Here is a 23,123-nt window from a genome sequence, read left to right on the forward strand (position 1 = left end):
GGATGGGCCCTGAAGGTCAGCGGTGGTCTTCGGCGCGCATGCCCACCCGGGGAGCGTCGATCACGACATCGGTGAAGATGTCGAACACCAGGGCGAGGATGCCGCCCACGACGAAGAGCCCGACGCCGACCCACACGATCGGCCAGTTGGCGGCGGTGAGACCGAAGCCGCCCACGATGGTGCCCACCAGCATCACCGTCACGGCGAGCCACGAGGACGCGCGGCCGCCGTGGCTGCCGAGGTTCTCGGTCTGCTCCGACTTCTGCCCCTCAACCATGACAAATCCTTCCTTTGCCGGAAATCCCGTTTATCGGTGCGAACCGGCGGTCAACCGGCATACTCTCTGCCTAGCCCCCCATTCTCCCAGACGTGGTACGCGCCCTTGTCGCCACGGTGGCTGTGTCTGGTTGCAGAACCGCCTACGATGGCTACGGGGAAGTTTGTCTCGGCCTCTCCTCCTGGCGGCGCCGCCGGGGAAGACCTGCGAGGAGCTTTACATAAAGTGGCAGCCATTCTCGACAAGATCCTACGTGCCGGCGAGGGCAAGACTCTGCGCAAGCTCAAGCGGATCGCAGACCAGGTCAACTCCATCGAGGACGACTTCACGAGCCTGTCCGACGCGGAGTTGCGCGCGATGACGGACGAGTTCAGACAGCGCTACGCCGATGGCGAGTCCCTCGACGATCTGCTTCCCGAAGCGTTCGCGACCGTGCGCGAGGCGGCCCGCCGCGTGCTCGGCCAGCGGCACTTCGACGTGCAGATCATGGGCGGCGCGGCCCTGCACATGGGCAACATCTCCGAGATGAAGACCGGTGAGGGCAAGACCCTGACCTGTACTCTGCCCGCCTATCTCAACGCCATCTCCGGCAAGGGCGTGCACGTCATCACGGTCAACGACTATCTGGTCAAGGTCGGCGCCGAGAACATGGGGCGCATCTACCGCTTCCTGGGCCTCGAAGTCGGCATGATCCTTTCCGGGCAGCAGCCCGACGAGCGCCGCAAGCAATACCAGGCCGACATCACCTACGGCACCAACAACGAGTTCGGCTTCGACTACCTGCGCGACAACATGGCGTGGTCGCTGGACGAGTGCGTGCAGCGCGGCCACAACTTCGCGATCGTCGACGAGGTCGACTCCATCCTCATCGACGAGGCCCGTACGCCGCTGATCATCTCCGGCCCCGGCGAGCAGTCCGGCAAGTGGTATGCCGAGTTCGCCAAGATCGTGCCCCGCCTGCGCAAGGGCGTCGAGGCCAAGAACCCCGGCGAGGAGAGCACCGGCGACTACATCGTCGACGAGAAGAAGCGCACCATCGGCGTGCTGGAAGACGGCGTCGCCAAGGTCGAGGACTGGCTCGGCATCGACAACCTGTACAAGCCCGAGCACACCCACCTGGTCGGCTTCCTGAACAACGCCCTGAAGGCCAAGGAGCTGTTCAAGAAGGACAAGGACTACATCGTCTCCGACGGCGAGGTCCTGATCGTCGACGAGTTCACCGGGCGCATCCTGCACGGCCGCCGCTACAACGAGGGCATGCACCAGGCCATCGAGGCCAAGGAAGGCGTCAAGGTCAAGGACGAGAACCAGACCCTGGCGACCGTCACCCTGCAGAACTACTTCCGGCTCTACGACAAGCTGTCGGGCATGACGGGCACCGCCGTCACCGAGGCCAACGAGTTCCACCAGACCTACAAGCTCGGCGTGGTGCCCATCCCCACCAACCGGCCGATGGTCCGCAAGGACCAGCCGGACGTCGTCTACAAGACCGAGGACGCCAAGTTCAACGCGGTCGTCGACGACATCAAGGAGCGCCACGAGGCCGGCCAGCCGGTCCTCGTCGGCACCACCTCCGTCGAGAAGTCCGAGCGGCTGTCCAAGGCGCTCAAGCGCCGCGGTGTCCCGCACGAGGTGCTCAACGCCAAGAACCACGCGCGTGAGGCCGCGATCGTCGCCGAGGCGGGCCGCAGGGGCGCCGTCACCGTCGCCACCAACATGGCCGGTCGAGGCACCGACATCATGCTCGGCGGCAACTCCGAGTTCCGCGCCGACGCCGAGCTGCGCCAGCGCGGCCTCGACCCGCTGGAGACCCCGGAGGAATACGAGAAGGCCTGGCCCGAAGCCCTGGAGAAGGCCAAGGCCCAGGTCAAGGCCGAGCATGACGAGGTCACCGAGCTCGGCGGCCTGTACGTGCTCGGCACCGAGCGCCACGAGTCGCGCCGCATCGACAACCAGCTCCGCGGCCGCTCCGGCCGTCAGGGCGACCCCGGCGAGTCGCGCTTCTACCTGTCGCTCGGCGACGACCTGATGCGCCTGTTCAACTCGGCCAGAGTCGAAATGATCATGACGCGCCTCAACATCCCCGACGAGCAGCCGATCGAGTCCGGCATCGTCTCCAAGGCCATCGCCTCCGCCCAGCACCAGGTCGAGCAGCAGAACTTCGAGATCCGCAAGGAAGTTCTCAAGTACGACGAGGTGATGAACCGCCAGCGCAAGGTCATCTACGCCGAGCGCCACCGCGTCCTGGAGGGCGCCGACCTGCACGACCAGGTGCGCGGCTTCATCGGGGAGGTCATCGACGGCTACGTCGCCGGCGCCACCTCCGAGGGCTTCGCCGAGGAATGGGACCTCGAGAAGCTGTGGAAGGCCTTCTCCGGCCTCTACCCGGTCACGCTCAAGCTCGAGGACCTGATCGAGGAGGTGGGCGGGCGCGAGGAGCTCACCGCCGCCCTCATCAGCGAGCGGATCAAGGCCGACGCGCTGGAGGCGTACGCCAGGCGCGAGGAGGAGTGGGGCGCCGAGGCGACCCGCGACCTGGAGCGCCGGGTCATCCTCTCCGTCCTCGACCGCAAGTGGCGCGAGCACCTCTACGAGATGGACTACCTGCGCGAGGGCATCGGCATGCGGGCCTACGCGCAGAAGGACCCGCAGATCGAGTATCAGCGCGAGGGCTTCGAGATGTTCGCCGCGATGCTGGAGGGCATCAAGGAGGACTCGGTCGGGTTCCTGTTCAACCTTGAGGTGGAGGTTCAGGAGAACCCCATCGTCGAGGAGGTCGAGGATCCGATGATGACCGAGACCCGGTCCATCATCGCCCGCGGGCTGCGTGGTCCGGACCGGCCGGCCGAGCTCGAATACACCGCGCCGGGCGAGCAGGGCGACGTGGAGCGCACCCGCGTCAGCACCGCGGCCGAGCGCGCCGCCTACGGCAACGTCGAGCGCAACGCGCCGTGCCCCTGCGGGTCCGGCAAGAAGTACAAGCGCTGCCACGGCGACCCGAAGAACGCCGCCTGACGGTCTCCCCGGAACGGCCCCCGCCCCTCATCGGAGCGGGGGCCGTTCCATGCCCGGGGCTGCGTGCCGTGCAGCCGGGTGGGCCGCTTCAGGCCGTCTCGAAGTCCGTGCAGAGCCACTGGACGCCGCGCCGCTCCAGCCGTACGGCCAGGACGCGGCTGCGGTCGCCGCAGTGGACCAGGAGGCACATCTCGATGGCCCCGTCTCGGGGCTCCTTGACGTGGGGGACGCCCACGAAGGGCGGCCGGGGTGTGTCGATCATGCGGCCGGCCCGGACCAGCTCCCGGTAGGCCCGGTCGGTGAGCCGGTCGACGAGCGTCTCCGGCGGCCGGCGGCCCGCGAGGACCTCCGCCAGGGCCTGGCCGAGCTGCCGGAGCCTGCGCTCGTCGGGCGGGGCGCCGGGGGCGCCCCACACCAGGGGGTGGGAGGTCAGGGCCAGCGATCCGTGGGTGTCGTGCGAAGGCATGGGTCCTCCAACAGGGGGCGACAGATCGGTACTAGGAGGTTTCGGCGCGGACGGCAGATACATCCGCCGCCAACTTCCTCGATGCGTGTCCCGGTATGCGGCGGCCGGCGTAGAAGGTCACCGGAAGCTGGAGCGGGTCGGCGGCCTTTCGGGTCAGGACGCGGATCGCTCGGGTGCGTCCTCAACCTCGCGCCCCGGGGTGGGCAGGGACAGCCGCCGGATCAGGAAGGTGAACAGCGCGTAGTAGACGACGGCGTAGACCAGACCGGTCAGGATGATCAGGTCCACCCGGTGCGTGTTGGACTTGCTGGCGTTGAGGAGCAGGTCGATGGCGCCGCCGGAGAAGGTGAAGCCGAGGCGGGCGCCCAGTTCGGCCATGAGGGCCATCGACAGCCCCGTGAGCACCGCGTGCACGGCGAACAGCACGGGGGCCACGAAGATGAACGCGAACTCCAGAGGCTCGGTGATGCCGGTGACGAACGAGGTGAGCCCGGCCGAGAGCATGATGCCGCCCACGGCCGCGCGGCGGTGGGGGAGTGCGGCCCGCCACATCGCGATGGCCGCTCCCAGCAGGCCGAACATCATGACCGGGAAGAATCCGGTCATGAAGATGCCGGCGCCCTGCTCGCCGGCGAAGTAGCAGTTCAGGTCGCCCGCCGCGTCGCGGACGGCGCCGTGCTGGCCGGCCCGGCACTCCGGCAGCGTGAACCAGACGATCGTGTTGAGGACGTGGTGCAGCCCGAGCGGGATGAGCAGGCGGTTGGCCAGGCCGTAGATGCCGGCTCCGGCCGTGCCGTGCGCCGACAGCCAGTCGCCGGCGACGGCCAGCCAGTCGGCCACGGGCCGCCACAGCACCCCGAGCACGACGCCGAGCAGGAGCGCGGCGACGGCCGTGATGATCGGGACGAACCGGCGACCGCCGAAGAAGGCGAGCCACGACGGCAGCTTGACGCGGTAGAAGCGCTCCCACAGCAGGGCGGCGGCCAGGCCGATGAGGATGCCGCCGAGGACGCCGGTGGGGTTGGCGGCGGCCAGGTCGAGGGCGGGCACCGGGACGCCGTCCCGCAAGGTGGTGATCATGACCCGGTCGTAGACGGCGCCGCCGCCCGCCTCGAAGAACAGCGTCTTGGTCACGCGGTCGAAGACCAGGTAGCCGACCAGCGCGGCCAGGGCGGTGGAGCCGTCGGCCTTGCGGGCGAAGCCGATCGCGACGCCGATGGCGAACAGCAGCGGCAGGTTGTCGAAGAGTGCGCCACCGGCCGCCGCCAGCACGTTGGCGACCGGCAGCAGCCACGGCCAGGCGCCGCCGAGCCCGTCCTTGCCGAGCAGGTCGTCCTGGCCGAAGCGGAACAGCAGACCGGCGGCGGGCAGGACGGCGATGGGCATCATGAGCGAGCGGCCGACGCGCTGCAGCACCGCGAACGCCGAGCCGCCCTTGCTGGTCATGCATCCCCCCGCACGTCACGGGGGTCTGTCGGTTCCTACCACGCGGCGGGGGGCGGAAAACGACGCTAGGGGTCGCGGGGCTCGCCGGAGTCGACGTCGGGTTCGGGTTCGCGGCCGGGGGTCATGATGTTCAAGCGGCGGATGAGGAAGCTGAACACCACGTAGTAGACAACCCCATAAATCACGCCAAGCAGGAGGATGCCCGGTAAGTTCTGCGTGTTGGACTTGCTGGCGTTGAGCACCATGTCCAGCAGTCCCGCCGAGAAGCCGAAGCCGAGCTGCCCGCCGAGCAGCGTGGTGAGCGCCATCGCCAGCCCGGTGAGCAGGGCGTGCACCACGAGCAGCACCGGCGCGACGAAGATGAACGCGAACTCGATCGGCTCGGTGATGCCGGTGACGAACGAGGCCAGCGCAGCCGACAGCATGATGCCGCCCACCGCCGTGCGCCGATGGGCCGGAGCCGCCCGCCACATGGCCAGCGCGGCCGCCGGCAGCGCGAACATCATGATCGGGAAGAACCCGGCCATGAACTGCCCGGACGACGGGTCGCCGGCGAAGTAGCAGTTCCAGTCGCCGCCGAGCGCCCGCCCGCCCACGTCGCACTGCGGCACCACGTGCCAGACGATGGAGTTGACGAAGTGGTGCAGCCCGAGCGGGATGAGCAGCCGGTTGATCAGCCCGTAGAGGCCGGTGCCGAGCGGCCCGAGCGTGGTGAGCGCCTCGCCCGCGTGGCCGATCCACTCGCCCAGGATCGGCCACACCCAGCCGATGACCACCCCGAGCAGCAGCGCGGCGAACGACGTGATGATCGGCACGAACCGCCGCCCGCCGAAGAACGCCAGCCAGGACGGCAGCTTGATCCGGTGGAACCGCTGCCACAGCAGGGCGGTGACCAGGCCCATGAGGATGCCGCCGAGCACCTTCGTGGGGTTCTGCAGGCCGAAGTCGATGACCTCGGCGACGCCCTGGTCCTGCGCCTCCCGGATGATCACGGTGTCGCGGATGCCGGAGCCGGCGAACATCACCTTGGTCACCCGGTCGAAGACCAGGTAGCCGACGACGGCGGCCAGGCCGGTGGTGCCGTCGGCCTTGCGGGCGAAGCCGATGGCCACGCCGACGGCGAAGAGCATCGGTAAGTTCTCCAGCAGCGCGTCGCCGGCGGCCTCCATGACCAGGGCGACGTCGTTCATCCAGGCGAACCCGGCGACGTCGGCCAGGCCGCCCGGCTCGGCGCCGTTGGAGCCCAGCATGTCCGACTGGCCGAAGCGCACCAGGAGCGCGGCCACGGGGAGGGCGGCGATGGGCAGCATGAGCGAGCGGCCCATCCGCTGAAGCACGTTCATCACGCGTGCGAACGGCGAAGGCCGGGCGGCGGTGGTCTCGTTCACCGGGAGTTCCTCCGGGTCGGGCCCTCAACCCCGTCTTGCGGGCATTTCCAGAATGGTGCGGAGCTGGTAGCGGTCGGCGCGGTAGGTGGACACGCCGAGCTCGGCGCAGACGCCGCCGGAGAAGGACCGTCGCTGGAGCAGCAGCACGGCGCCGCCTCGGGCCAGCTTGAGCAGGTCGGCGTCGCTCGGGTCGGCGATGCCGCCGTCGATGGTGAGCTCGCCGGCGTCCATGACCAGCCCGTAGCGGCTCTCCAGCAGCTCGTAGAGCGAGCGGCCGGACAGGTCGTGGTCGGACAGGTCGGGGGCGAGCTTGACCGGGATGTGCGCCCGCTCGATCGACAGCGGTTCGCCGTCGGCGGTGCGCAGGCGTTCGATGAAGTGCACCTCCTCGCCCGGCTGGATGCCGAGTTCCTTGGCGAGGTGGGCGCTGGCGCGCACGATCCGCCGGTCGAGGTCGCGCGAGCCGGGCACCATGCCCCGGGCCCGCATGTCGTCGGTGAAGGAGGTGAGCTGGAGCGCCAGCTCGATCTTGGGCCGGGCGACGAACGTGCCCTTGCCCGGCACCCGGTGCAGGCGCCCTTCGGAGACAAGATGGTCGACGGCCTGCCGCACGGTCATGCGGGACAGGCCGAAACGCTGGCAGAGCTCGCGCTCGGACGGGATCGCGGCGCCGATGCTGAGCTCGTCGCTGTCGATGAGGTCGAGCAGGATCTCGCGCAGCTGGAAGTACTTGGGCACCGGGCTGTCCGGATCGATGTGCGCCACGGATCCTCCCCTCGATCTGACCTGGGTCATGGGCTATGGTTCGTACTGGTCTAGTCCGGACTAGACCACCACAAGACGCAAAACAGGGTCAAGTCCGAACGGTAACAGTTGAGGGATGAACACGAGATGACCACCAAGATGCGCAGCGAGATCGCCGAGCAGCCGGAGGCGCTGCGGGCCACGCTCGACTCCCTGCTCCCCAGGGTCGGCGAGGTGAAGGCGCTGGGCGAGCAGACCCGCCAGCTGCTGTTCATCGCGCGTGGCACCTCCGACAACGCCGCCGTGTACGGCCGCTACCTGGTCGAGTCGCACGCCGGGCGGCTGTCCGCGCTGGCCGCGCCGTCCATCGCGACCACCTACAAGCGCAAGCTCGACCTCGACGGCGTGCTGGCCGTCGCCATCTCCCAGTCCGGGCGTACCGAGGAGATCGTGGAGACGCTGACCTGGGCGAAGGACTGCGGAGCCCGTACGGTCGGGATCACCAACGGCGGCGCCGCCAGCCCGCTCGCGCAGGTGGCCGACCTGGCGCTGTGCACGGTCGCGGGCGAGGAGAAGGCGGTGCCGGCGACCAAGACCTACACCACGCAGCTCGCCGCGCTGGCCGTGCTCGCGCTGGGCCTCGGCGCCGAGGTGGACGCGGACGAGCTGCGGCGGGTTCCGGAGGCGGTGGAGAAGCTGATCGCCGAGCCCGGCGACCTCGACGCGGTCGTGGAGGGGCTGGCGGACAAGCCGGGCGTGGTGGTGTCCGGGCGCGGGATGGCGTTCTCGACGGCGCTGGAGACCGCGCTCAAGCTCAAGGAGGCCTGCTACCTGCACGCCATGGGCCTGTCGTACGCCGACCTGCTGCACGGGCCGATCGCGGTCGTCGACGCCGACACCCCGGCGCTGCTGGTCGCCGCTGAGAACAGCCCGACGCTGCAGGGCACGGTGGCGCTGGCCGAGCGGGTCGTCGCGGCGGGCGCGGCGGCCTTCACCATCGGCGGCGGCGACGGGCTGGCCCGGGCGGGCACGGCCGCGCTCAACGGCCCCGACCTGCCCGAATGGCTGGCGCCGATGGGGCTCATCGTCCCCGGGCAGCTGCTCACCGAGGCGCTGGCCAGGCGACTGGGCATCGACCCCGACGCGCCGCGCGGCCTCAACAAGGTGACCCAGACGGACTGATCACACAGCGTCGTTTAGCCTGGTCGCAGAGTCATGACGAGGAGGACCGGATGGCGGCGGACGTGAACGCGATCATCGCCGGTCTAGGCGGTGCCGACAACATCATCGAGATCGAGCCCTGCATCACCCGGCTGCGCACGGAGGTCGCCGACGCCACGAAGGTGGACCAGGCCGCGCTCCGGGCGGCCGGCGTCCACGGCGTGATGGCCGCCGGCAACGTGGTGCAGGTCGTCGTGGGGCCGGAGGCCGACACCATCGCCAGCGACATCGAGGACATCATCGGCTAAGAGGGCGAGACCATGACGACTGTTCTCGCCCCGGTCGAGGGGGCGGCTGTGGGTCTGGCGGCGGTGCCGGACCCGGTCTTCTCGGCAGGCATGGTGGGGCCGGGAACGGCGATCGACCCGTTGCGGGGCCCGGGGAAGGCTGTTGCCCCCATAGCTGGGAAAATCATGAAATTGCATCCGCATGCCTACGTCATCGTGGGAGATGACGGCAAAGGCGTGCTGGTGCATCTGGGCATCGACACGGTGCAGCTCAAGGGAAAGGGATTCCAGTTGCTGGCGGCCGAAGGCGACAGGGTGAGCGCCGGGCAGCCTGTGGTGTCCTGGGATCCGGCCGCGATCGAGGCGGGCGGGCGTTCGCCCGTCTGCCCGGTGGTGGCCCTCGACGCGGTCGCCGGAGCGGTGACGGACGTGGCGCGGGGTGCCGTGCACGCGGGCGACGAGCTTTTTCGATGGACGTAGCAAGAGGGAAGGAAGGGTTCATGGGCGAGCGCAAGGCGACCGTGGCGGCGGAGGTGGGGCTGCATGCCCGGCCCGCGGCCACGTTCGTGCAGACGGCGATGAAGGCCCCGATGGACATCAGCGTCGCCAAGGTCACGGGCGGCCAGCGGGTCAACGGCAAGAGCATCCTGCAGATCATGGCGCTCGACGTCCGCCAGGGCGAGACCATCGTGATCACGGCCGAGGGCGAGGGTGCCGAGGAGGTTCTCGACCAGCTCGCCAGCATCGCCTCGACGCCGTGAACCTGCGGGGGGTGGGGGTCAGCCCGGGCATCGGGCACGGCCCCGCGTACCTCCTGACCGCCCGTGTGCCCGAACCCCCCGAGGGCGCCACACACGCGGGAGACGCGGATCAGGAGAAGGAGCGCGCGGTCCTGGCGCTCGCCCAGGTGGCGGGTGAGCTGGAGGCGCGCGGTGACCGGGCGGGCGGCGAGGCCCGCGAGATCCTCAAGGCGCAGGCCCTGATGGCCGAGGACCCCGGACTGGTCGTGAAGATCAGGTCGCTGATCGACCGGGGCGTGGCCGCCCCCAGGGCCGTGCACGAGGCTTTCACGAAATATCGGCAGGTGCTGGCCGGGGTCGGCGGCTATCTCGGCGAGCGGGCGGCCGACCTGGACGACCTCAGGGACCGCGTGATCGCCCAGCTCACCGGCCAGGAGCTGCCGGGCCTGCCGCCCGCGGGCGCCGCGCCGTACGTGCTGGTCGCGCATGACCTCGCGCCCGCCGACACGGCGCTGCTCTCCGGCCAGGCGGTGGCCGCGTTCGTCACCGAGGAGGGCGGGCCCACCAGCCACACCGCGATCATGGCCAGGGCGCTGGGCGTGCCCGCCGTCGTGGCCTGCGCCGGCGCGACGACCCTGCGGCCCGGCGTCGAGGTGCTGGTCGACGGGACGTCCGGAGAGGTACGGGCGCGGCCGACGGAGTCCGACGTGGCGCGGGCCGAGAGCGTCGACACCGCCAGGCAGGCCGCCATCGACCGGGTCACCGGGCCCGGGCGGACCAAGGACGGCCACCCGGTGCCCCTCCTGGCCAACGTCGGCGGCCCCGGCGACCTCGACGCGGCGCTCTCCTGCGGCGCCGAGGGCGTGGGGCTCTACCGGACCGAATTCCTCTTCCTGGGCCGCCCGGACCTTCCGGACGCCGAGGAGCAGGAGCGGGCCTACCGGGCGGCGCTGGAGGCGTTCCCCGGCGGCCAGGTGGTGGTGCGGACGCTCGACGCGGGCGCCGACAAGCCGCTGGCGTTCCTGCCGCCCGGATCCAGCGAGCCGAACCCGGCGCTGGGCGAGCGCGGGCTGCGCCTGCTGCGGGCCCATCCGGACGTGCTGGAGGCGCAGCTCGACGCGCTGGCCACGGCGGGCGCCGGGAGCGCGGGGCAGTTGCGGGTGATGGCGCCGATGGTGACGACGGCCGAGGAGGCCCGGTGGTTCGCCGCCGCGTGCCGGGCGGCCGACCTGCCGGTGGCCGGCGTCATGATCGAGGTGCCGGCCGCGGCGCTGCGGGCGAGTGACCTGGTGGCCGAGGTGGACTTCGTCTCGGCCGGGACCAACGACCTGGCCCAGTACGCCTTCGCCGCCGACCGGGAGCTGGGCGCGCTGAGCGAGCTGCACGACCCGTGGCAGCCGGCGTTGCTCGACCTGCTCGCCGGGATTCTGACGGCCGCGGCACGGGCGGGCAAGCCTGGCGGCGTCTGCGGCGAGGCGGCGGCCGACCCGGGGCTGGCCTGCGTGCTCGCGGGGCTCGGCGCGGCGTCGCTGTCGATGGGGCCCGCCGCGCTTCCCGCCGTACGGGCCGCGCTGGCGTACCACACGCTGGAGCAGTGCCGGGCGGCGGCGGAGTCGGCCAGGGCGGCGACGACGGCGGCCGACGCCCGCGCGGCGGCCCGCGCGCACCTGCCGGAGCTGGAGGCGCTGGGGTTGTAGAAGATTTGGCCGTCGCCGGGCACGGGCACGTCGCCGCATGGATACGGTGGGGTGCATGGTTGGACGGATCGGTGCGGCAAGCGTTCTGACGATCGCCCTGGCGGCGTGCGGCGGCGGCGGCGGACCGGCGACCGCGGCGTCGCCGGCGCAGCCGCCCGCCAAACCGCCCGCGAGCAGCGGCGAGCCCGCAGCCCCGACGCAGGCGCCCGCCGCCGACCCGGTCAAGCGGGTCCTGGCGGGGCTGAGCACCGAGGAGAAGGTCGGCCAGCTGTTCATGCCCGTCCTGTACGGCACCGCCGCCGACACCGTCTCCGGCGAGAACCAGGCCCGCTACGGCGCCCAGACGCCCGCCAAGGTGATCCGCGAATACCATCTGGGCGGCGTCATCCTGTTCCCCGCCAACGTCAAGAGCACGGCGCAGGTCGTCGACCTGACCAACGGCATGCAGAAGGCCGCCGGAGTGCCGCTGCTCGTCGGCACCGACCAGGAGAACGGCCTGGTGTCGCGGATGTCCACGCTGATGACCCGCTTCCCCGGCGCCGCGCAGATCGGCGCGACCGGTGACACGGGCCTGTCGCGGGCCGTGGCCAGGGCCACCGGCGAGGAGTTGCGCGCCCTCGGCGTCAACCTCGACTTCGCCCCCGTCGCGGACGTGAACATCGACCCGAAGAACCCGGTCATCGGTCAGCGGGCCTTCGGCGACGACCCGGCGAAGGTGGCCAAGATGGTCACCGCCGCCGTCAAGGGCTTCGGCGACGCGAAGGTGGCCGCGACCGCCAAGCACTTCCCCGGCCACGGCGACACCCGGATCGACAGCCACTCCGGCCTGCCGGTGATCAAGCATACCCGCGCCCAGTGGGAGCGCCTGGACGCGCCGCCGTTCAAGGCCGCCATCGCGGCCGGCGTCGACGCGGTGATGAGCGCGCACATCGTCTTCCCCAAGCTCGACCCGTCGGGCGATCCGGCGACGCTGTCCAAGCCGATCCTGACCGGGCTGCTCAGGAAGGAGCTCGGCTTCAAGGGCGTCATCTCGACCGACGCGCTCAACATGGACGGCGTCCGCAAGAAGTACGGCGACGGCGAGGTGGCCGTCCGCGCCGTTCTGGCCGGCGCCGACCTGCTGCTGATGCCGTACGACCTGCGGAAGGCCTACGGCGCCGTGGTGTCGGCGGTCAAGCAGGGGCGGATCTCCGAGCAGCGGCTGGACCAGTCGGTCACCCGGCTGCTCAAGCTGAAGCAGGCCCGCGGCCTGCTTCAGGAGGCGCCGGTGGCGTCCGCGAAGCGGGCGGCCCAGGTGCTGCGCTCGCCGGAGCACCGCAAGCTGGCCGCCCGCGCCATGGGTTAGTGCTCCCCGTGCAGCCCGCTGGCCACGTACATGGCGGCGAGCATGGCGAACAGATACGCCTGCAGGAACTGGATGAACATCTCGAACGCGGTCAGCAGGATCGTCATCACCACGCCGAGCACGCCGAGCCCCGCGCCGAGCGGCGTGAGTCTCTCGAACAGGAACCAGAACCCGACGGCGCTGAAGAACGCCAGCAGGATGTGGCCGGCGAACATGTTCGCGAACAGCCGGATGAAGTGGGTGAACAGCGAGGTGACGAACACCTCGGCGAGGATGAGCGGCGCGTAGAGCCCGTAGGCCCAGCCCGGCAGCCCCGGCAGGATCACGATCCCCTTCAGGTAGCCGAGCACGCCGTGGTGCCGGATCCCGAGGTAGACCTTGATGCCGTACACGATCAGCGCCAGTCCCAGCGGGAAGGCGATGTGCCCGGCGACGGGGAACTGGACGAGCGGGATGACGCCCATGAGGTTCCAGGCCATCACGGTCAGGAACACGCTGAGCAGGAAGCCCATCCACCGGTCGGTGTCCTTGCCCAGGTTGGGCCGGGCCACCTGGTCGCGGACGAACACGTAGACGTACTCGCCATAGCTCTGCCAGCCGCGTGGCACGAGTTTCGGCCTGGCGTAGGCGGCCCAGGACAGGGCGATGACGAGGACCGAGCAGAGCAGGGCGACCAGGACGGGTTTGGTGAACCAGGCCGGGCCGCCGGCGAAGATCGGCGGGAGGTCGAACAGCTCCAGGCCGGGGGCTCTGAACTGGTCAGGAGAGGTGATCAGGATCGTCGTCGGCAACGGCGGTCCCTTCTGGGGGATCGGACAGGACCATCACCATAAACAGGTGATTCGGTGATCCTTAACTGGGGTTTATATCCGGCGAAATGCCTTGTGCGAGGCTCTACGCTTGAGTGCCGGACTGTCACGAGGAGGCGGATGTGGTCACAGGTGTGCTGATCGACTGGGGTGGGGTGCTCACGACCAGCCTGTCCGACTCCATCGCCAAATGGATCGCGGCCGACCGCATCGACGGTGACCACTATCGCCAGATCATGCGTGAGCTCGTCGAGGCCGCCTACGACGGCCAGGAGGCGAACGTCATCCACGCCCTCGAACGCGGCGAGCTCGACGGGTCCGCGTTCGAGCGCGACCTGGCGTCCCGGCTGCTGACGCTCGACGGCACGCCGCTGGAGGCCGAGGGCCTGCTGGACCGCATGTTCGCCGGCTTCGAACGGGTCGAGGCCATGTACGACATGCTGAGCGAGGTCAGGAAGGCCGGGCTGAAGACCTGCCTGCTGTCCAACTCGTGGTCCAACACCTATCCGCGCGACGGCTGGGACGAGGTCTTCGACGCGATCGTGATCTCCGGCGAGGTCGGCATGCGCAAGCCCGAGCCGGGCATCTTCCGGCACGCGCTCGACGCGATCGGCCTGCCGGGGGAGTCGTGCGTGTTCATCGACGACATCGAGGCCAACATCGTGGCCGCGCGCACCCTGGGCATCACCGGGATCCACCACCGCGACGCGGACACGACCATCCGGGAACTCGAGTCTCTCCTCCGGCTGCCGCTGCGGCGGGCATGATGGGACCCTCGCACGCTGTGAAAGGTTCGTGATGCGCGTCTATCTGCCGTGCACCCTGCCCGCGCTGGCCAGGGCCGCCGAGGCCGGGGAGCTGGGCCCGGTCCCGCTGACCGGCTACGCGGTGACCCCCGCGCTGACCGAGTGGTACGCCTCGGGTGACACCGAGGAACTGGAGTACGTGGCGCTCACCGAGGCGGCCCGGGCCTCGCTGCGCATGCTGGCCGCCGACCAGGCCGACGGGGTCGCCGTCCCGGCCCGCCGGGTGGTCGTCGCGGCGGAGGTGGCCGAGCCCGTGCCGCACGGCGGCGCGGACCTCCGGGAGAAGGCCCGCGTCCGGCTCACCGCGCCGATCCCGCTGGCCAAGGTCGCAGCGGTGCACATCGACGACCTCTACGCGGTGGCCGACATCGAGGCGGCGATCGCCGCGCTGCCCGAGGCCGACAAGGGCGACGACGATGCCCGCTTCACCGTCGACGGGGCCGAGGCGCACGAGCTCATGTGGTACGCCACCCAGGAAATCCCGGATCTGCTTGCCGGTTAAGCTGCACATGATGACAAAGCACATTGTCTGGGACTGGAACGGCACGCTCTTCCACGACATCGACGCCGTCGTCGGAGCCACGAACGAGGTCTTCCGGCCCTACGAACTGCCGCCGCTGACGGCCGACGGGTTCCGCGCCTTCTACACCCGGCCCATCTGGGTGTTCTACGAGCGGATGCTCGGCCGCCCGCTGACGGAGGGCGAGTGGGAGCGGCTCGACAGCGGCTTCCACGACCACTACTTCGGGCTGGCCGGGGAGTGCGGGCTGGCCGAGGGCGCCGAGCTGCTCCTGCAGGGCTGGACGGGCACGCAGTCGCTGTGCTCGATGGCCCCGCACCATCACCTGGTCCCGAAGGTCGACTCCTTCGGCATCAGCCGGCACTTCACCCGGATCGACGGCCTGACCGGGCTGCTCGGCGGCGAGAAGGCGGCGCACATGGCCGCGCACATCCGCTCCGCCGGGGTCGAGGCGCGCCAGGTGCTGGTGATCGGCGACAGCGTGGACGACGGCCTGGCCGCCAGGCACGTCGGCGCGCGGGCGGTGCTCTACACCGGCGGCATGTCGACCAGGGCCGAGCTGGAGGCGACCGGCTTCCCGGTCGTCGACACGCTCGCCGAAGCCATGGACCATGCCTGATTCGACCGGTCCGCAGGCCCGGACGGGCGTCGTGGCCGTACTCTGGGGGCGGTTCGCAGTCAGGAGGCCGCCATCAACCGCCTAGTTCTCTGGAACATCGACCTGACGCTGGTCGACGTCGCGATCGTGACGAGGGACGCCTACGCCGAGGCGTTCCGCGCGGTGACCGGGCGCCCGCTGGTCAAGCTGGTGCCGCCGATGGGCCGGCCCGACTCCGAGATCGTCTTCGAGACGCTCGCCGTCAACGGGATCGTCGCCGAGGACGACCATCTGCCCCGCTTCCTGGCGGCGCTGGCCCTGGCCTTCGCCGACCGGCGCAAGAGGCTGCCCAAGGAGGGCCGGATGATGCCCGGCGCCAAGGACGCGCTCCGGTCCGTGGCCCGGCTCGACGGCGTGACCCAGACGGTGCTCACCGGCACGATCAAGAGCAACGCGGTGCACAAGCTCAAGGCGTTCGGGCTGGACAAGTACGTCGACTTCGAGCTCGGCGGCTACGGCGAGGAGGTCTACCCCAAGGCGTCGCTGCTCCAGGTCGCCCAGGGCCGGGCCAAGCAGCGCCTGGGCGTCCCGTTCACGCCGGCCAACACGGTGCTGATCGGCGACTCGGCCCGTGACGTGCAGACGGCCAGGATCGGCGGGGCCGCGATGATCGCGGTGGCGTCGGGCCGGTCGACGGCCGCCGAGCTGCGCGCGGCCGGGGCCGACCTCGTGCTGCCCGACCTGTCCGACGCCGCCGAGGTGGTCTCCGCCGTCGCCGCCCTCACGACCCCGGCCGACCGCAAGGCGGGCTGACCATCCCGGCCCGCCGTGAGCCGCTGGTCACGACAGCTCGCCGAGGAAGCGGGCCGCGATCGGGGCCGCGACCGCCGAGCCCGCGCCGCCGCCCTCCACGATGACCGCGAACGCCAGGTCACCCCGATAGCCGATGAACCACGAGTGCGCGGGCGGCTCCTCGCCCGACCCGTACTCGGCCGTCCCGGTCTTGCCCGCCGTCCCGCCGGGGAAGCGTACGGCGTGCGCGGTGCCGTCGGTCACGACGGCGGGCATGAGCGTGCGCAGGGCGCTCACCACGTCGTCGTCCAGCTTGCGGGGCCGCAGCGTGTGGCCGGGCGCGAGGTCCTCGGGAACCAGCCTCGGCGGTCGCCAGGCGCCGTCGGCGATGGCGGCGGCGACCGAGGCCATGTTGAGCGGGCTCGCCAGCACCCGGCCCTGCCCGATGGAGGCGGAGGCCAGGTCGGTGGCGTCCTTGGGGGAGGGGAAGTCGGCCTTCACCGCCGGGACGCCCGGCATGATCTTGGCACCGAAGCCGAAGCTGGCGGCCACCTCGGCGAGCCGGTCGCCGCCCAGGTCGTCCACCACCATCGCGCCGAACGTGGTGTTGCACGAGTGCGCGAACGCGTCCCGGAAGGCCAGCGTGCCGTAGTCCTTGAAGCCGGCGTTGTGGAAGGGGAAGCCGCCGATGTTCTGCTCGGCCGGGCAGCGCACGCTCTCGCCCGGCCGCACCCCGTCGGCGACCAGCGCGGAGGCGGTGACGACCTTGAACGTCGAGCCCGGCGGGTACTTGCCGAGCAGCGCCCGGTTGAACCCGCCCGGCTTGTTGACCGCGGCCAGGATCTCGCCGGTCGAGGGGCGCACGGCCACCAGCGAGGCGGGCTTGTCCACGTCCTCCAGGGCGTCGGCCCCGGCCTGGTGCACCTTGAGGTCGACGGTGGTCCTGAGCGGTGTCCACTGCGGCGGTTCGACGACGTTCTTGACGACCTTGCCGTCCTCGACCAGCTCGATCCGGTCGCTGTCGCGCTCGGCGAACCGGTCGGGGTAGGTCTGCGCCAGCCCGGCGACGAGCTGTTGCACCGAGCCGGGCGCGTCCGGGGTGTCGATGCGGCTGCCGTCGGCGGCCAGCACCGCCAGCCCCTTGACCCGCTCGGTGACCAGCCGCAGCGTGCGGTCCTCGGTCACGTCGGGGTGCAGGGCGGCCGGGCTCCAGTCGATCTTCCAGGTGCCGTCCCGCTCGACGAACTTCAGGTCCCCGCTGTATCTCCAGTCGAAGGCGCCGGTGAGCGCGGCGCGGAAGCTCACCCGGCCGGTGTCCTCGCCGTCGGAGGCGAAGATGCCGTTGGGCTTGATCCGCTGGAAGGACACCTGTTCGGCCTTCAGCGCGGTGCGGAACTCCCGGTGCCGCCGCTCGAAGTCGGCGGGCGGGTCGGCGACCAGTTCGCGCATGGCCCGGTAGTCCTGCGCGGACCAGGCCGACAGGTACGCGTCCGCGACCTGTTCGGGCGATCCCGTCGTGCGCAGCACCCACATGGTCCCGGCCGCCGCGACGACGGGCACGAGCACCCCGGCGACCCACGGCCATCGCCGCCTGCGCCTGCGCGGTTTCTCCGGTTGGAGATGTGCGTACATTGCCCCCGTTTGTGATGCCATGCGTCAGAGGACAGCAGAGCCCCGGCGGAACTGTCCAATACTGATATAGGCGATCCGGTGATACGGGTTTGGCTATAATGACTGGTCATGGACCTGGTCCGGCATCTGCGTTACTTCACCGTGGTCGCGGAGGAGCTGCACTTCGGCAACGCCGCGATCCGGCTCGGCATGGCCCAGCCCCCGCTCAGCCAGCGGATCAAGCGCCTGGAGGAGGAGCTCGGCGTGCGGCTGTTCGACCGCTCGGCCCGGCAGGTCAGGCTCACCGAGGCGGGCAGGCTGCTGCTCGGCGAGGCCCGGGAGATCGTCGCCAGGGCCGACCGGCTGCACGAGGTGGTGCGGCACGGCGAGGCCGCCGTGCTCAAGGTCGGCGTCCCGCCCGACCTGGCCGCCGCCGTCCTCGCCGCCCTGGTCGAGGGCTTTCGCGAGAGCAATCCCGAGATACGCCTCGCGCCCGCCGAGATCTGGACCGCCGACCAGGTGGGCGCGCTGGCCGAAGGCGTGATCGACGTGGGCGTGGTGCGGCATCCGGTCACCGCCCCCGGCCTGCACTTCGGCCGGACGCTGGTGCAGTCGCAGGGGGTGCTGCTCGCGGCGGGCGACCCGCTGACCGGGGCCGGTGAGGTGCATCTGGCCGACCTGGCCGGACGGGAGCTGCTGATGCCGCCCAGGGAGGGCGAGCCGGGCCTGCACGCCGAGCTGCTGGCCGAGTGCCGCCGCCACGGGTACGTGCCCGCGCAGGTGCACCAGGGCGCCGGGCTGGGCCTGGTGATGGCCGGGGCCGCCGTCGCGTTCGGGCCGAGGGCGGACGTGGCGGGGCTGGCCTGGCGGCCGCTGCTAGGCTCGCCCATCGCCTACCGGGTCTCCACCGCCTGGCGGGCGGCCACGGCAGCGGTGACCGACTTCTCCGCCGTGGCCGAACGGACCTTGAAGGAGCGCGCGGGGATGACCGACGAGGACGCGACACCCGTGCGGCGGGTCAGCCGCAGGCCGGGGATGCTGGCATGAGCGGCCCGGACCTGGAGGCGCTGTTCCGCGCGGCGGGCGTGCGCGGCTGGCTGCTCGCCGCCGACATCGACACCGGCCGCGAGATCGGGCACGGGGCCGACGAACCGGTGCCGACCGCGTCGATGTTCAAGGTGCCGCTGATGGTGGAGTTCTGCCGGCAGGCGGACGCCGGGCTGCTCGATCCGGCGAGCCGCGTGACCGTCACGGGCGCCGATCGCGTCGGCGGGCCGACCGGGCTGTCGGCGATGCTGGACGACGTCACGATCTCGCTGCGCGACCTGGCCTACCTGATGATCGCGGTGAGCGACAACACCGCGGCCGACGTGCTGCTGGCCAGGGTCGGCATGGAGGCGGTCAACGCCATGCTCGACGGGTTCGGCCTGACGGGCACCCGGGTGCTGCAGAGCGCCGGGGAGACCAACTCCAGCATGGCCGACGACGCCGGGCACGCCTGGCCGTTCCTCGAACCCGAGGACCTGGCCCGGCTGCGGGTGCTCGACCCGCCGCGCACCAACCACAGCACCGCGCGCGAGCTGGCCCGGCTGTTCGGGCTGATCTGGCGGGACGAGGCCGCCTCGCCGAGCTCCTGCGCGTGGATGCGCGGCGTGCTCAACCTGCAGGTGTGGCCGCACCGGCTGGCCTCCGGGTTCCCGTACGACGACGTGGCGGTCAGCGGCAAGACCGGCACGCTGCCGACGCTGCGCGGCGAGGCGGGCGTGGTGGAGTATCCCGACGGCGGGCGCTACGCGGTGGCGGTGTGCACCCGCTCGTTCTCCACGGCGCTCAACCAGCCGCGCGCCGACGCGGTGATCGGCACGGCCGCGCGTATGGCGGTGGACCACCTGAGGAGATAGCAAGTTATGTGGGAGGTCGGGTATGACTTTCCGCTGAGCGGCCGACAGGATGGGGCACATGGTTGCTGAAGGTGCACTTCTCTGGGAACCCACCGAAGAGACCGCCGCCCGCGCCCGGCTGACGCGCTACCTGGAGTCGGCAGGGCGTGCCGGGGAGCCCTACGAGGACGTGTGGCGGTGGTCGGTCGAGCGGCCGGCCGAGTTCTGGACGTCGATCTGGGACTACTTCGAGGTGATCGGTGAGCGTGGTGACGGGCCCGTCATCTCCGGAACGATGCCCGGCGCCGAATGGTTCACCGGCAGCACCCTCAACTACGCCGAGAACGCGCTGCGCCGCACCGAGGGCGTGGCCGTGGTGTTCGTCTCCGAGGACGGCGCCCGGCAGGAGATCGGCTACGCCGAGCTGCGTGACGAGGTGGCGCGGGTGCGCGCCGGGCTGGTGCGGCTCGGGGTGGGGCGCGGCGACCGGGTGGCCGGTTACCTGCCCAACATCCCGCAGGCGCTGATCGCGTTCCTGGCCACCGCCTCGCTGGGGGCGATCTGGTCGGCCGGGTCGCCGGACTTCGGGGTGCCCAGCGTCGTCGACCGGTTCAAGCAGATCGAGCCCAAGGTGCTCATCGCGGTCGACGGCTACCACTACAACGGCAAGAGCTACGACCGCTCGGCCGCCGTCAACGAGATCGCCGCCGCGCTGCCCGGCCTGCGCGCCACCGTGTGGATCCCGTACCTGAGCGCCGCCGAGGAGGGGCGCGCGCCGCAGCGGGCCGAGCCGGCGCCCGGCCACGACCGGGAGCTGCCGCGCGGCGAGGTGATCGGCTGGGAGGGGCTGCGCGCGGAGAGCGCGCCGCTGGAGTTCGAGCGGGTGCCGTTCGGGCATCCGCTGTGGATCCTCTACTCCAGCGGCACCACCGGGCTGCCCAAGCCGATCGTGCACGGGCACGGCGGCGTCGTGCTGGAGCACCTGAAGTCGCTCTCCTTCCACCAGGACCTCGGTGAGGGGGATGTGTTCTTCTGGTACACCACCACGGGCTGGATGATGTGGAACTACCTCATCGGCGCCCTGCTGGTGGGTGCCACGCCGGTGCTCTACGACGGCGCGGCCACGCATCCCTCGCCCGCCGCGCTGTGGCGCATCGCCGCCTCGGAAGGGGTGACCTACTTCGGCGTGGGCGCGCCGTACATCATGGCGTCGCTGAAGGCCGGGCTCACGCCCGACGGGCTGGAGCGGTTGCGCGGCATCGGCTCGACCGGGTCGCCGCTGCCGCCCGAGGGGTTCGCCTGGGTGGCGGAGAAGCTGCCGGGGGTGCCGCTCGGGTCGTTCTCCGGCGGCACCGACGTGTGCACCGGGTTCGTCGGCGCCACCGTGCTGCACCCGATCAGGGCGGGTGTCATCCCGTGCCGGTCGCTGGGGGCCCGGGTGGAGTCGTTCGATCCCACCGGCAAGCCGGTCTTCGGCGAGGTGGGGGAGCTGGTGCTGACCGCGCCGATGCCGTCGATGCCGGTGATGTTCTGGAACGACCCGTCCGGCGAGCGCTACCGCGACAGCTACTTCGACGTCTACCCCGGCGTGTGGCGGCACGGCGACTGGATCAAGCTCGAACGCGACGGGAGCTGCGTCATCTACGGCCGCTCCGACTCCACGCTCAACCGGGGCGGCGTCCGGATGGGCACCAGCGAGTTCTACCGGGTCGTCGAGCGGTTCGGCCAGATCGCCGACAGCCTCGTCATCGACACCGGCCGGCTCGGGCGCGAAGGACGGCTGCTCCTGTACGTGACCCTCGCCGAGGGGGCCGAGCTGACTCCCGCCCTGGAGCAGGAGCTTCGCGGGACCCTGCGCCGGGAGCTGTCGCCCCGGCACGTCCCCGACGAGATCCACGCGGTGCCCGGCATCCCCCGAACCCTGTCGGGCAAGAAGCTGGAGGTCCCGGTGCGCAAGATCCTGCTCGGCACCCCGGTCGAGGAGGCCGCCAACCCGGACGCGATGGCCAATCCCGACGTGCTGCGCTATTTCAGACCCTGAGCGGGCGCAGCGCCCGGCTCCAGGAGACGAGCTGGTCGAGCATGGCGGTGACCCTGTCCTCCTGGTGGGCCGCCGGCCTGAAGTCGGCGAAGTTCTCGAAGTCGTTGTGCAGCGAGAGCGCCACCCCGGCCTGGACCGTGGCGACCCGGAGCTGGCCGAGCACCTGCCGCAGGTGCTCGGCGGCCCGCACACCGCCGTCGACGCCGTAGCTGACGAACGCGGCCGCCTTGTCGGCCCACTCGGCGTAGAGGAAGTCGATGGCGTTCTTCAGCACGCCGCTGGTCGAACGGTTGTATTCAGGCGTCACGAAGACGAAGCCGTCGAACCGGGCGATCCGCTCCGACCACTCCCGGGTGTGCGGGTGGTCGTAGCTGCCCGACGCGGCGGCCAGCGGCTCGTCCAGGTGCGGCAGCGCGTGCTCCTGCAGGTCGATGAGCTCGAAACGGGCGTCGTCACGCTTGGCGCCCAGGTCGTGCACCCAGCGGGCGACGTTCTCGCCGTTGCGTCCGGGACGGGTGCTGCCGATCACGATGCCAATGTCGATCATCAGTTCTCCAAGGTGATGAGGATCTTGCCACGGGTCTGACCGGCCTCGGCCCTGCGGTGCAGGTCCGTGAGTCCGGTCAGGGGATGGGTCTCGGCGATCTCGACGACGAGCTCGCCCTTGTCGATCAGCCCGGCGATCTCGGTGAGCTGACCCGGGTCGGCGCGGCCGACGAAGTGCCGCGCGTTCGGCGCGTCGATCGGGGTCGCGATCGTGATGACCGTCCGGCCCAGGGGCGCCAGCGCCGCGGCCGCCCCGGGCGGCACGGCGGCCAGGTTGAGCACCACGTCCATGCCGCCGGGCAGCGGCGTGGTCGTGTAGTCGACCACCTCGTCGGCGCCCAGCCGCCGGACCGCCTCGGCGCTGCGCGGGCTCGCCGTGGCGACCACGGTCGCGCCCGCGCGCTTGGCGAGCTGCACGGCGAACAGGCCGACGCCGCCGCCCGCGCCGTTGACCAGCACCCGCCGGCCGCGTTCGATCCGGGCCTGCTCGAAGACCGCCTGCCAGGCCGTCAGCCCGGCCACCGGGATCGCCGCGGCGTGCGCCAGGGGGATCGACCGCGGCGCCCCGGTCAGCAGGTTCGCGGGAGCGAGCACGTACTCGGCGGCCGCGCCCGGGATCAGCCCGATGACGGCGTCGCCCACCTCCAGGGCGGTGACGCCGGCGCCGAGCGCGGCGACCGTGCCCGCCACGTCCCAGCCCAGCGTGTGCGGCAGCGAGATGTCCAGCTTGTCGTGCAGGTAGCCGGCCCGCAGGCCCACCTCCGACGGGTTGAACGAGGTCGCGGCTGCCCGGACGAGCACCTCGCCGGGGCCGGGCGACGGCACCGGGATCTCGTCGTAGCGGATGACGTCCGCGCCGCCGTAGGCGTGCACGCGGGCGGCCCGCATGGTTCGGCTCACGTGGAGCTCCTTTCGGTTGATGCAACCGTAGGAGACCGCCGTGCGACATCCAAT

The 23,123-nt window shown here is 71.2% G+C and carries 23 protein-coding genes; 14 read left to right on the forward strand and 9 right to left on the reverse strand.

The genetic code is table 11. The annotated features are described in order from the left end of the window. Positions 1-16: 16 nt before the first annotated feature. Complete coding sequence (locus tag ADY59_RS21160; protein ID WP_049564696.1) at positions 17-277, reverse strand: HGxxPAAW family protein; 261 nt, start codon at positions 275-277, stop codon at positions 17-19. 225 nt (positions 278-502) lie between these two features. Here ADY59_RS21160 and secA point away from each other — a divergent pair, with 225 nt between their 5' ends. Further along, entirely contained in the window at positions 503-3,292 is a 2,790-nt protein-coding gene (gene secA, locus ADY59_RS21165; protein WP_049564698.1) for a preprotein translocase subunit SecA, read from the forward strand. Between the two features lie 88 nt (positions 3,293-3,380). On the opposite strand, the gene ADY59_RS21170 is transcribed toward secA, so the two are convergent. The 4 genes from ADY59_RS21170 to ADY59_RS21185 all read right to left on the reverse strand — a co-directional run bounded on the left by ADY59_RS21170 (position 3,381) and on the right by ADY59_RS21185 (position 7,357). Further along, on the reverse strand, positions 3,381-3,758 hold the full coding sequence (locus ADY59_RS21170; protein ID WP_049564700.1) for an Rv3235 family protein: 378 nt from the start codon (positions 3,756-3,758) through the stop codon (positions 3,381-3,383). Between the two features lie 153 nt (positions 3,759-3,911). Continuing rightward, positions 3,912-5,204 (reverse strand): PTS transporter subunit EIIC, encoded by a 1,293-nt coding sequence (locus tag ADY59_RS21175; RefSeq protein ID WP_049564702.1) that lies wholly within the window; start codon positions 5,202-5,204, stop codon positions 3,912-3,914. 65 nt (positions 5,205-5,269) lie between these two features. Next, complete coding sequence (locus tag ADY59_RS21180; protein ID WP_049564704.1) at positions 5,270-6,592, reverse strand: PTS transporter subunit EIIC; 1,323 nt, start codon at positions 6,590-6,592, stop codon at positions 5,270-5,272. Between the two features lie 24 nt (positions 6,593-6,616). Next, positions 6,617-7,357, reverse strand: coding sequence for a GntR family transcriptional regulator (locus tag ADY59_RS21185; RefSeq protein WP_231618818.1), 741 nt, complete (start codon positions 7,355-7,357; stop codon positions 6,617-6,619). A 126-nt stretch (positions 7,358-7,483) separates the two neighbouring features. Here ADY59_RS21185 and ADY59_RS21190 point away from each other — a divergent pair, with 126 nt between their 5' ends. From ADY59_RS21190 to nagZ, 6 genes are read left to right on the forward strand one after another with little or no spacing between them, the layout of a single operon-like run. Beyond that, positions 7,484-8,518 carry an SIS domain-containing protein gene (locus tag ADY59_RS21190; RefSeq protein WP_049564707.1) on the forward strand — a complete coding sequence of 345 codons (1,035 nt, stop codon included), beginning with the start codon at positions 7,484-7,486 and terminating at the stop codon, positions 8,516-8,518. A 50-nt stretch (positions 8,519-8,568) separates the two neighbouring features. Continuing rightward, positions 8,569-8,805, forward strand: a complete 237-nt coding sequence (locus tag ADY59_RS21195; protein WP_049564709.1) for a glucose PTS transporter subunit EIIB — start codon at positions 8,569-8,571, stop codon at positions 8,803-8,805. Positions 8,806-8,817: 12 nt separating this feature from the next. Continuing rightward, positions 8,818-9,264 (forward strand): PTS sugar transporter subunit IIA, encoded by a 447-nt coding sequence (locus ADY59_RS21200; protein ID WP_049564710.1) that lies wholly within the window; start codon positions 8,818-8,820, stop codon positions 9,262-9,264. A 20-nt stretch (positions 9,265-9,284) separates the two neighbouring features. Then, positions 9,285-9,545, forward strand: a complete 261-nt coding sequence (locus ADY59_RS21205) for an HPr family phosphocarrier protein (protein ID WP_049564712.1) — start codon at positions 9,285-9,287, stop codon at positions 9,543-9,545. Next, the gene (gene ptsP, locus ADY59_RS21210) at positions 9,542-11,221 is read left to right on the forward strand and encodes a phosphoenolpyruvate--protein phosphotransferase (RefSeq protein ID WP_049564713.1); all 1,680 of its coding nucleotides are present in this window, start codon (positions 9,542-9,544) and stop codon (positions 11,219-11,221) included. Before ADY59_RS21205 ends, ptsP begins: the two co-directional genes overlap by 4 nt. 55 nt (positions 11,222-11,276) lie before the next feature. After that, the gene (nagZ, locus tag ADY59_RS21215) at positions 11,277-12,566 is read left to right on the forward strand and encodes a beta-N-acetylhexosaminidase (protein WP_053175002.1); all 1,290 of its coding nucleotides are present in this window, start codon (positions 11,277-11,279) and stop codon (positions 12,564-12,566) included. Here nagZ and atpB read toward each other — a convergent pair. Next, positions 12,563-13,357 (reverse strand): F0F1 ATP synthase subunit A, encoded by a 795-nt coding sequence (gene atpB, locus ADY59_RS21220; protein WP_063780724.1) that lies wholly within the window; start codon positions 13,355-13,357, stop codon positions 12,563-12,565. The genes nagZ and atpB overlap by 4 nt on opposite strands. A 140-nt stretch (positions 13,358-13,497) precedes the next feature. Between atpB and ADY59_RS21225 the strand changes: the two genes are divergently transcribed. From ADY59_RS21225 to ADY59_RS21240, 4 genes are all read left to right on the forward strand, one after another. Then, positions 13,498-14,142 (forward strand): HAD family hydrolase, encoded by a 645-nt coding sequence (locus ADY59_RS21225; RefSeq protein ID WP_049564717.1) that lies wholly within the window; start codon positions 13,498-13,500, stop codon positions 14,140-14,142. Positions 14,143-14,173: 31 nt separating this feature from the next. After that, positions 14,174-14,683, forward strand: a complete 510-nt coding sequence (locus ADY59_RS21230) for a DUF6912 family protein (RefSeq protein WP_049564720.1) — start codon at positions 14,174-14,176, stop codon at positions 14,681-14,683. Positions 14,684-14,693: 10 nt separating this feature from the next. Next, complete coding sequence (locus ADY59_RS21235) at positions 14,694-15,320, forward strand: HAD family hydrolase (protein ID WP_049564790.1); 627 nt, start codon at positions 14,694-14,696, stop codon at positions 15,318-15,320. Between the two features lie 72 nt (positions 15,321-15,392). Next, positions 15,393-16,112 (forward strand): HAD family hydrolase, encoded by a 720-nt coding sequence (locus ADY59_RS21240; RefSeq protein WP_082310280.1) that lies wholly within the window; start codon positions 15,393-15,395, stop codon positions 16,110-16,112. A gap of 27 nt (positions 16,113-16,139) precedes the next feature. Here ADY59_RS21240 and ADY59_RS21245 read toward each other — a convergent pair whose 3' ends face one another. Then, positions 16,140-17,723, reverse strand: coding sequence for a penicillin-binding transpeptidase domain-containing protein (locus tag ADY59_RS21245; RefSeq protein WP_063780725.1), 1,584 nt, complete (start codon positions 17,721-17,723; stop codon positions 16,140-16,142). A gap of 108 nt (positions 17,724-17,831) precedes the next feature. On the opposite strand from ADY59_RS21245, the gene ADY59_RS21250 reads away from it, so the two are divergent. From ADY59_RS21250 to ADY59_RS21260, 3 genes are read left to right on the forward strand one after another with little or no spacing between them, the layout of a single operon-like run. Continuing rightward, a complete protein-coding gene (locus ADY59_RS21250) occupies positions 17,832-18,749 on the forward strand; it encodes a LysR family transcriptional regulator (RefSeq protein WP_049564724.1) in 918 nt (305 codons plus the stop codon). Then, positions 18,746-19,603: a serine hydrolase gene (locus tag ADY59_RS21255; protein ID WP_049564726.1), complete on the forward strand. Its 858-nt coding sequence runs from the start codon at positions 18,746-18,748 to the stop codon at positions 19,601-19,603. Before ADY59_RS21250 ends, ADY59_RS21255 begins: the two co-directional genes overlap by 4 nt. Before the next feature lie 58 nt (positions 19,604-19,661). Next, a complete protein-coding gene (locus ADY59_RS21260; protein ID WP_049564728.1) occupies positions 19,662-21,623 on the forward strand; it encodes an acetoacetate--CoA ligase in 1,962 nt (653 codons plus the stop codon). On the opposite strand, the gene ADY59_RS21265 is transcribed toward ADY59_RS21260, so the two are convergent. Both ADY59_RS21265 and ADY59_RS21270 read right to left on the reverse strand, forming a co-directional pair. Further along, the gene (locus tag ADY59_RS21265; protein WP_049564730.1) at positions 21,613-22,170 is read right to left on the reverse strand and encodes an NADPH-dependent FMN reductase; all 558 of its coding nucleotides are present in this window, start codon (positions 22,168-22,170) and stop codon (positions 21,613-21,615) included. The two genes, ADY59_RS21260 and ADY59_RS21265, sit on opposite strands and share 11 nt — an antisense overlap. Then, positions 22,170-23,069 carry an NADP-dependent oxidoreductase gene (locus tag ADY59_RS21270; RefSeq protein ID WP_231618819.1) on the reverse strand — a complete coding sequence of 300 codons (900 nt, stop codon included), beginning with the start codon at positions 23,067-23,069 and terminating at the stop codon, positions 22,170-22,172. The genes ADY59_RS21265 and ADY59_RS21270 overlap by 1 nt, the downstream gene beginning before the upstream one ends. Between the last annotated feature and the right edge of the window lie 54 nt (positions 23,070-23,123).

Origin of the sequence: Nonomuraea sp. SBT364, from assembly GCF_001083785.1 — a bacterium.
Taxonomy (GTDB): domain Bacteria; phylum Actinomycetota; class Actinomycetes; order Streptosporangiales; family Streptosporangiaceae; genus Nonomuraea.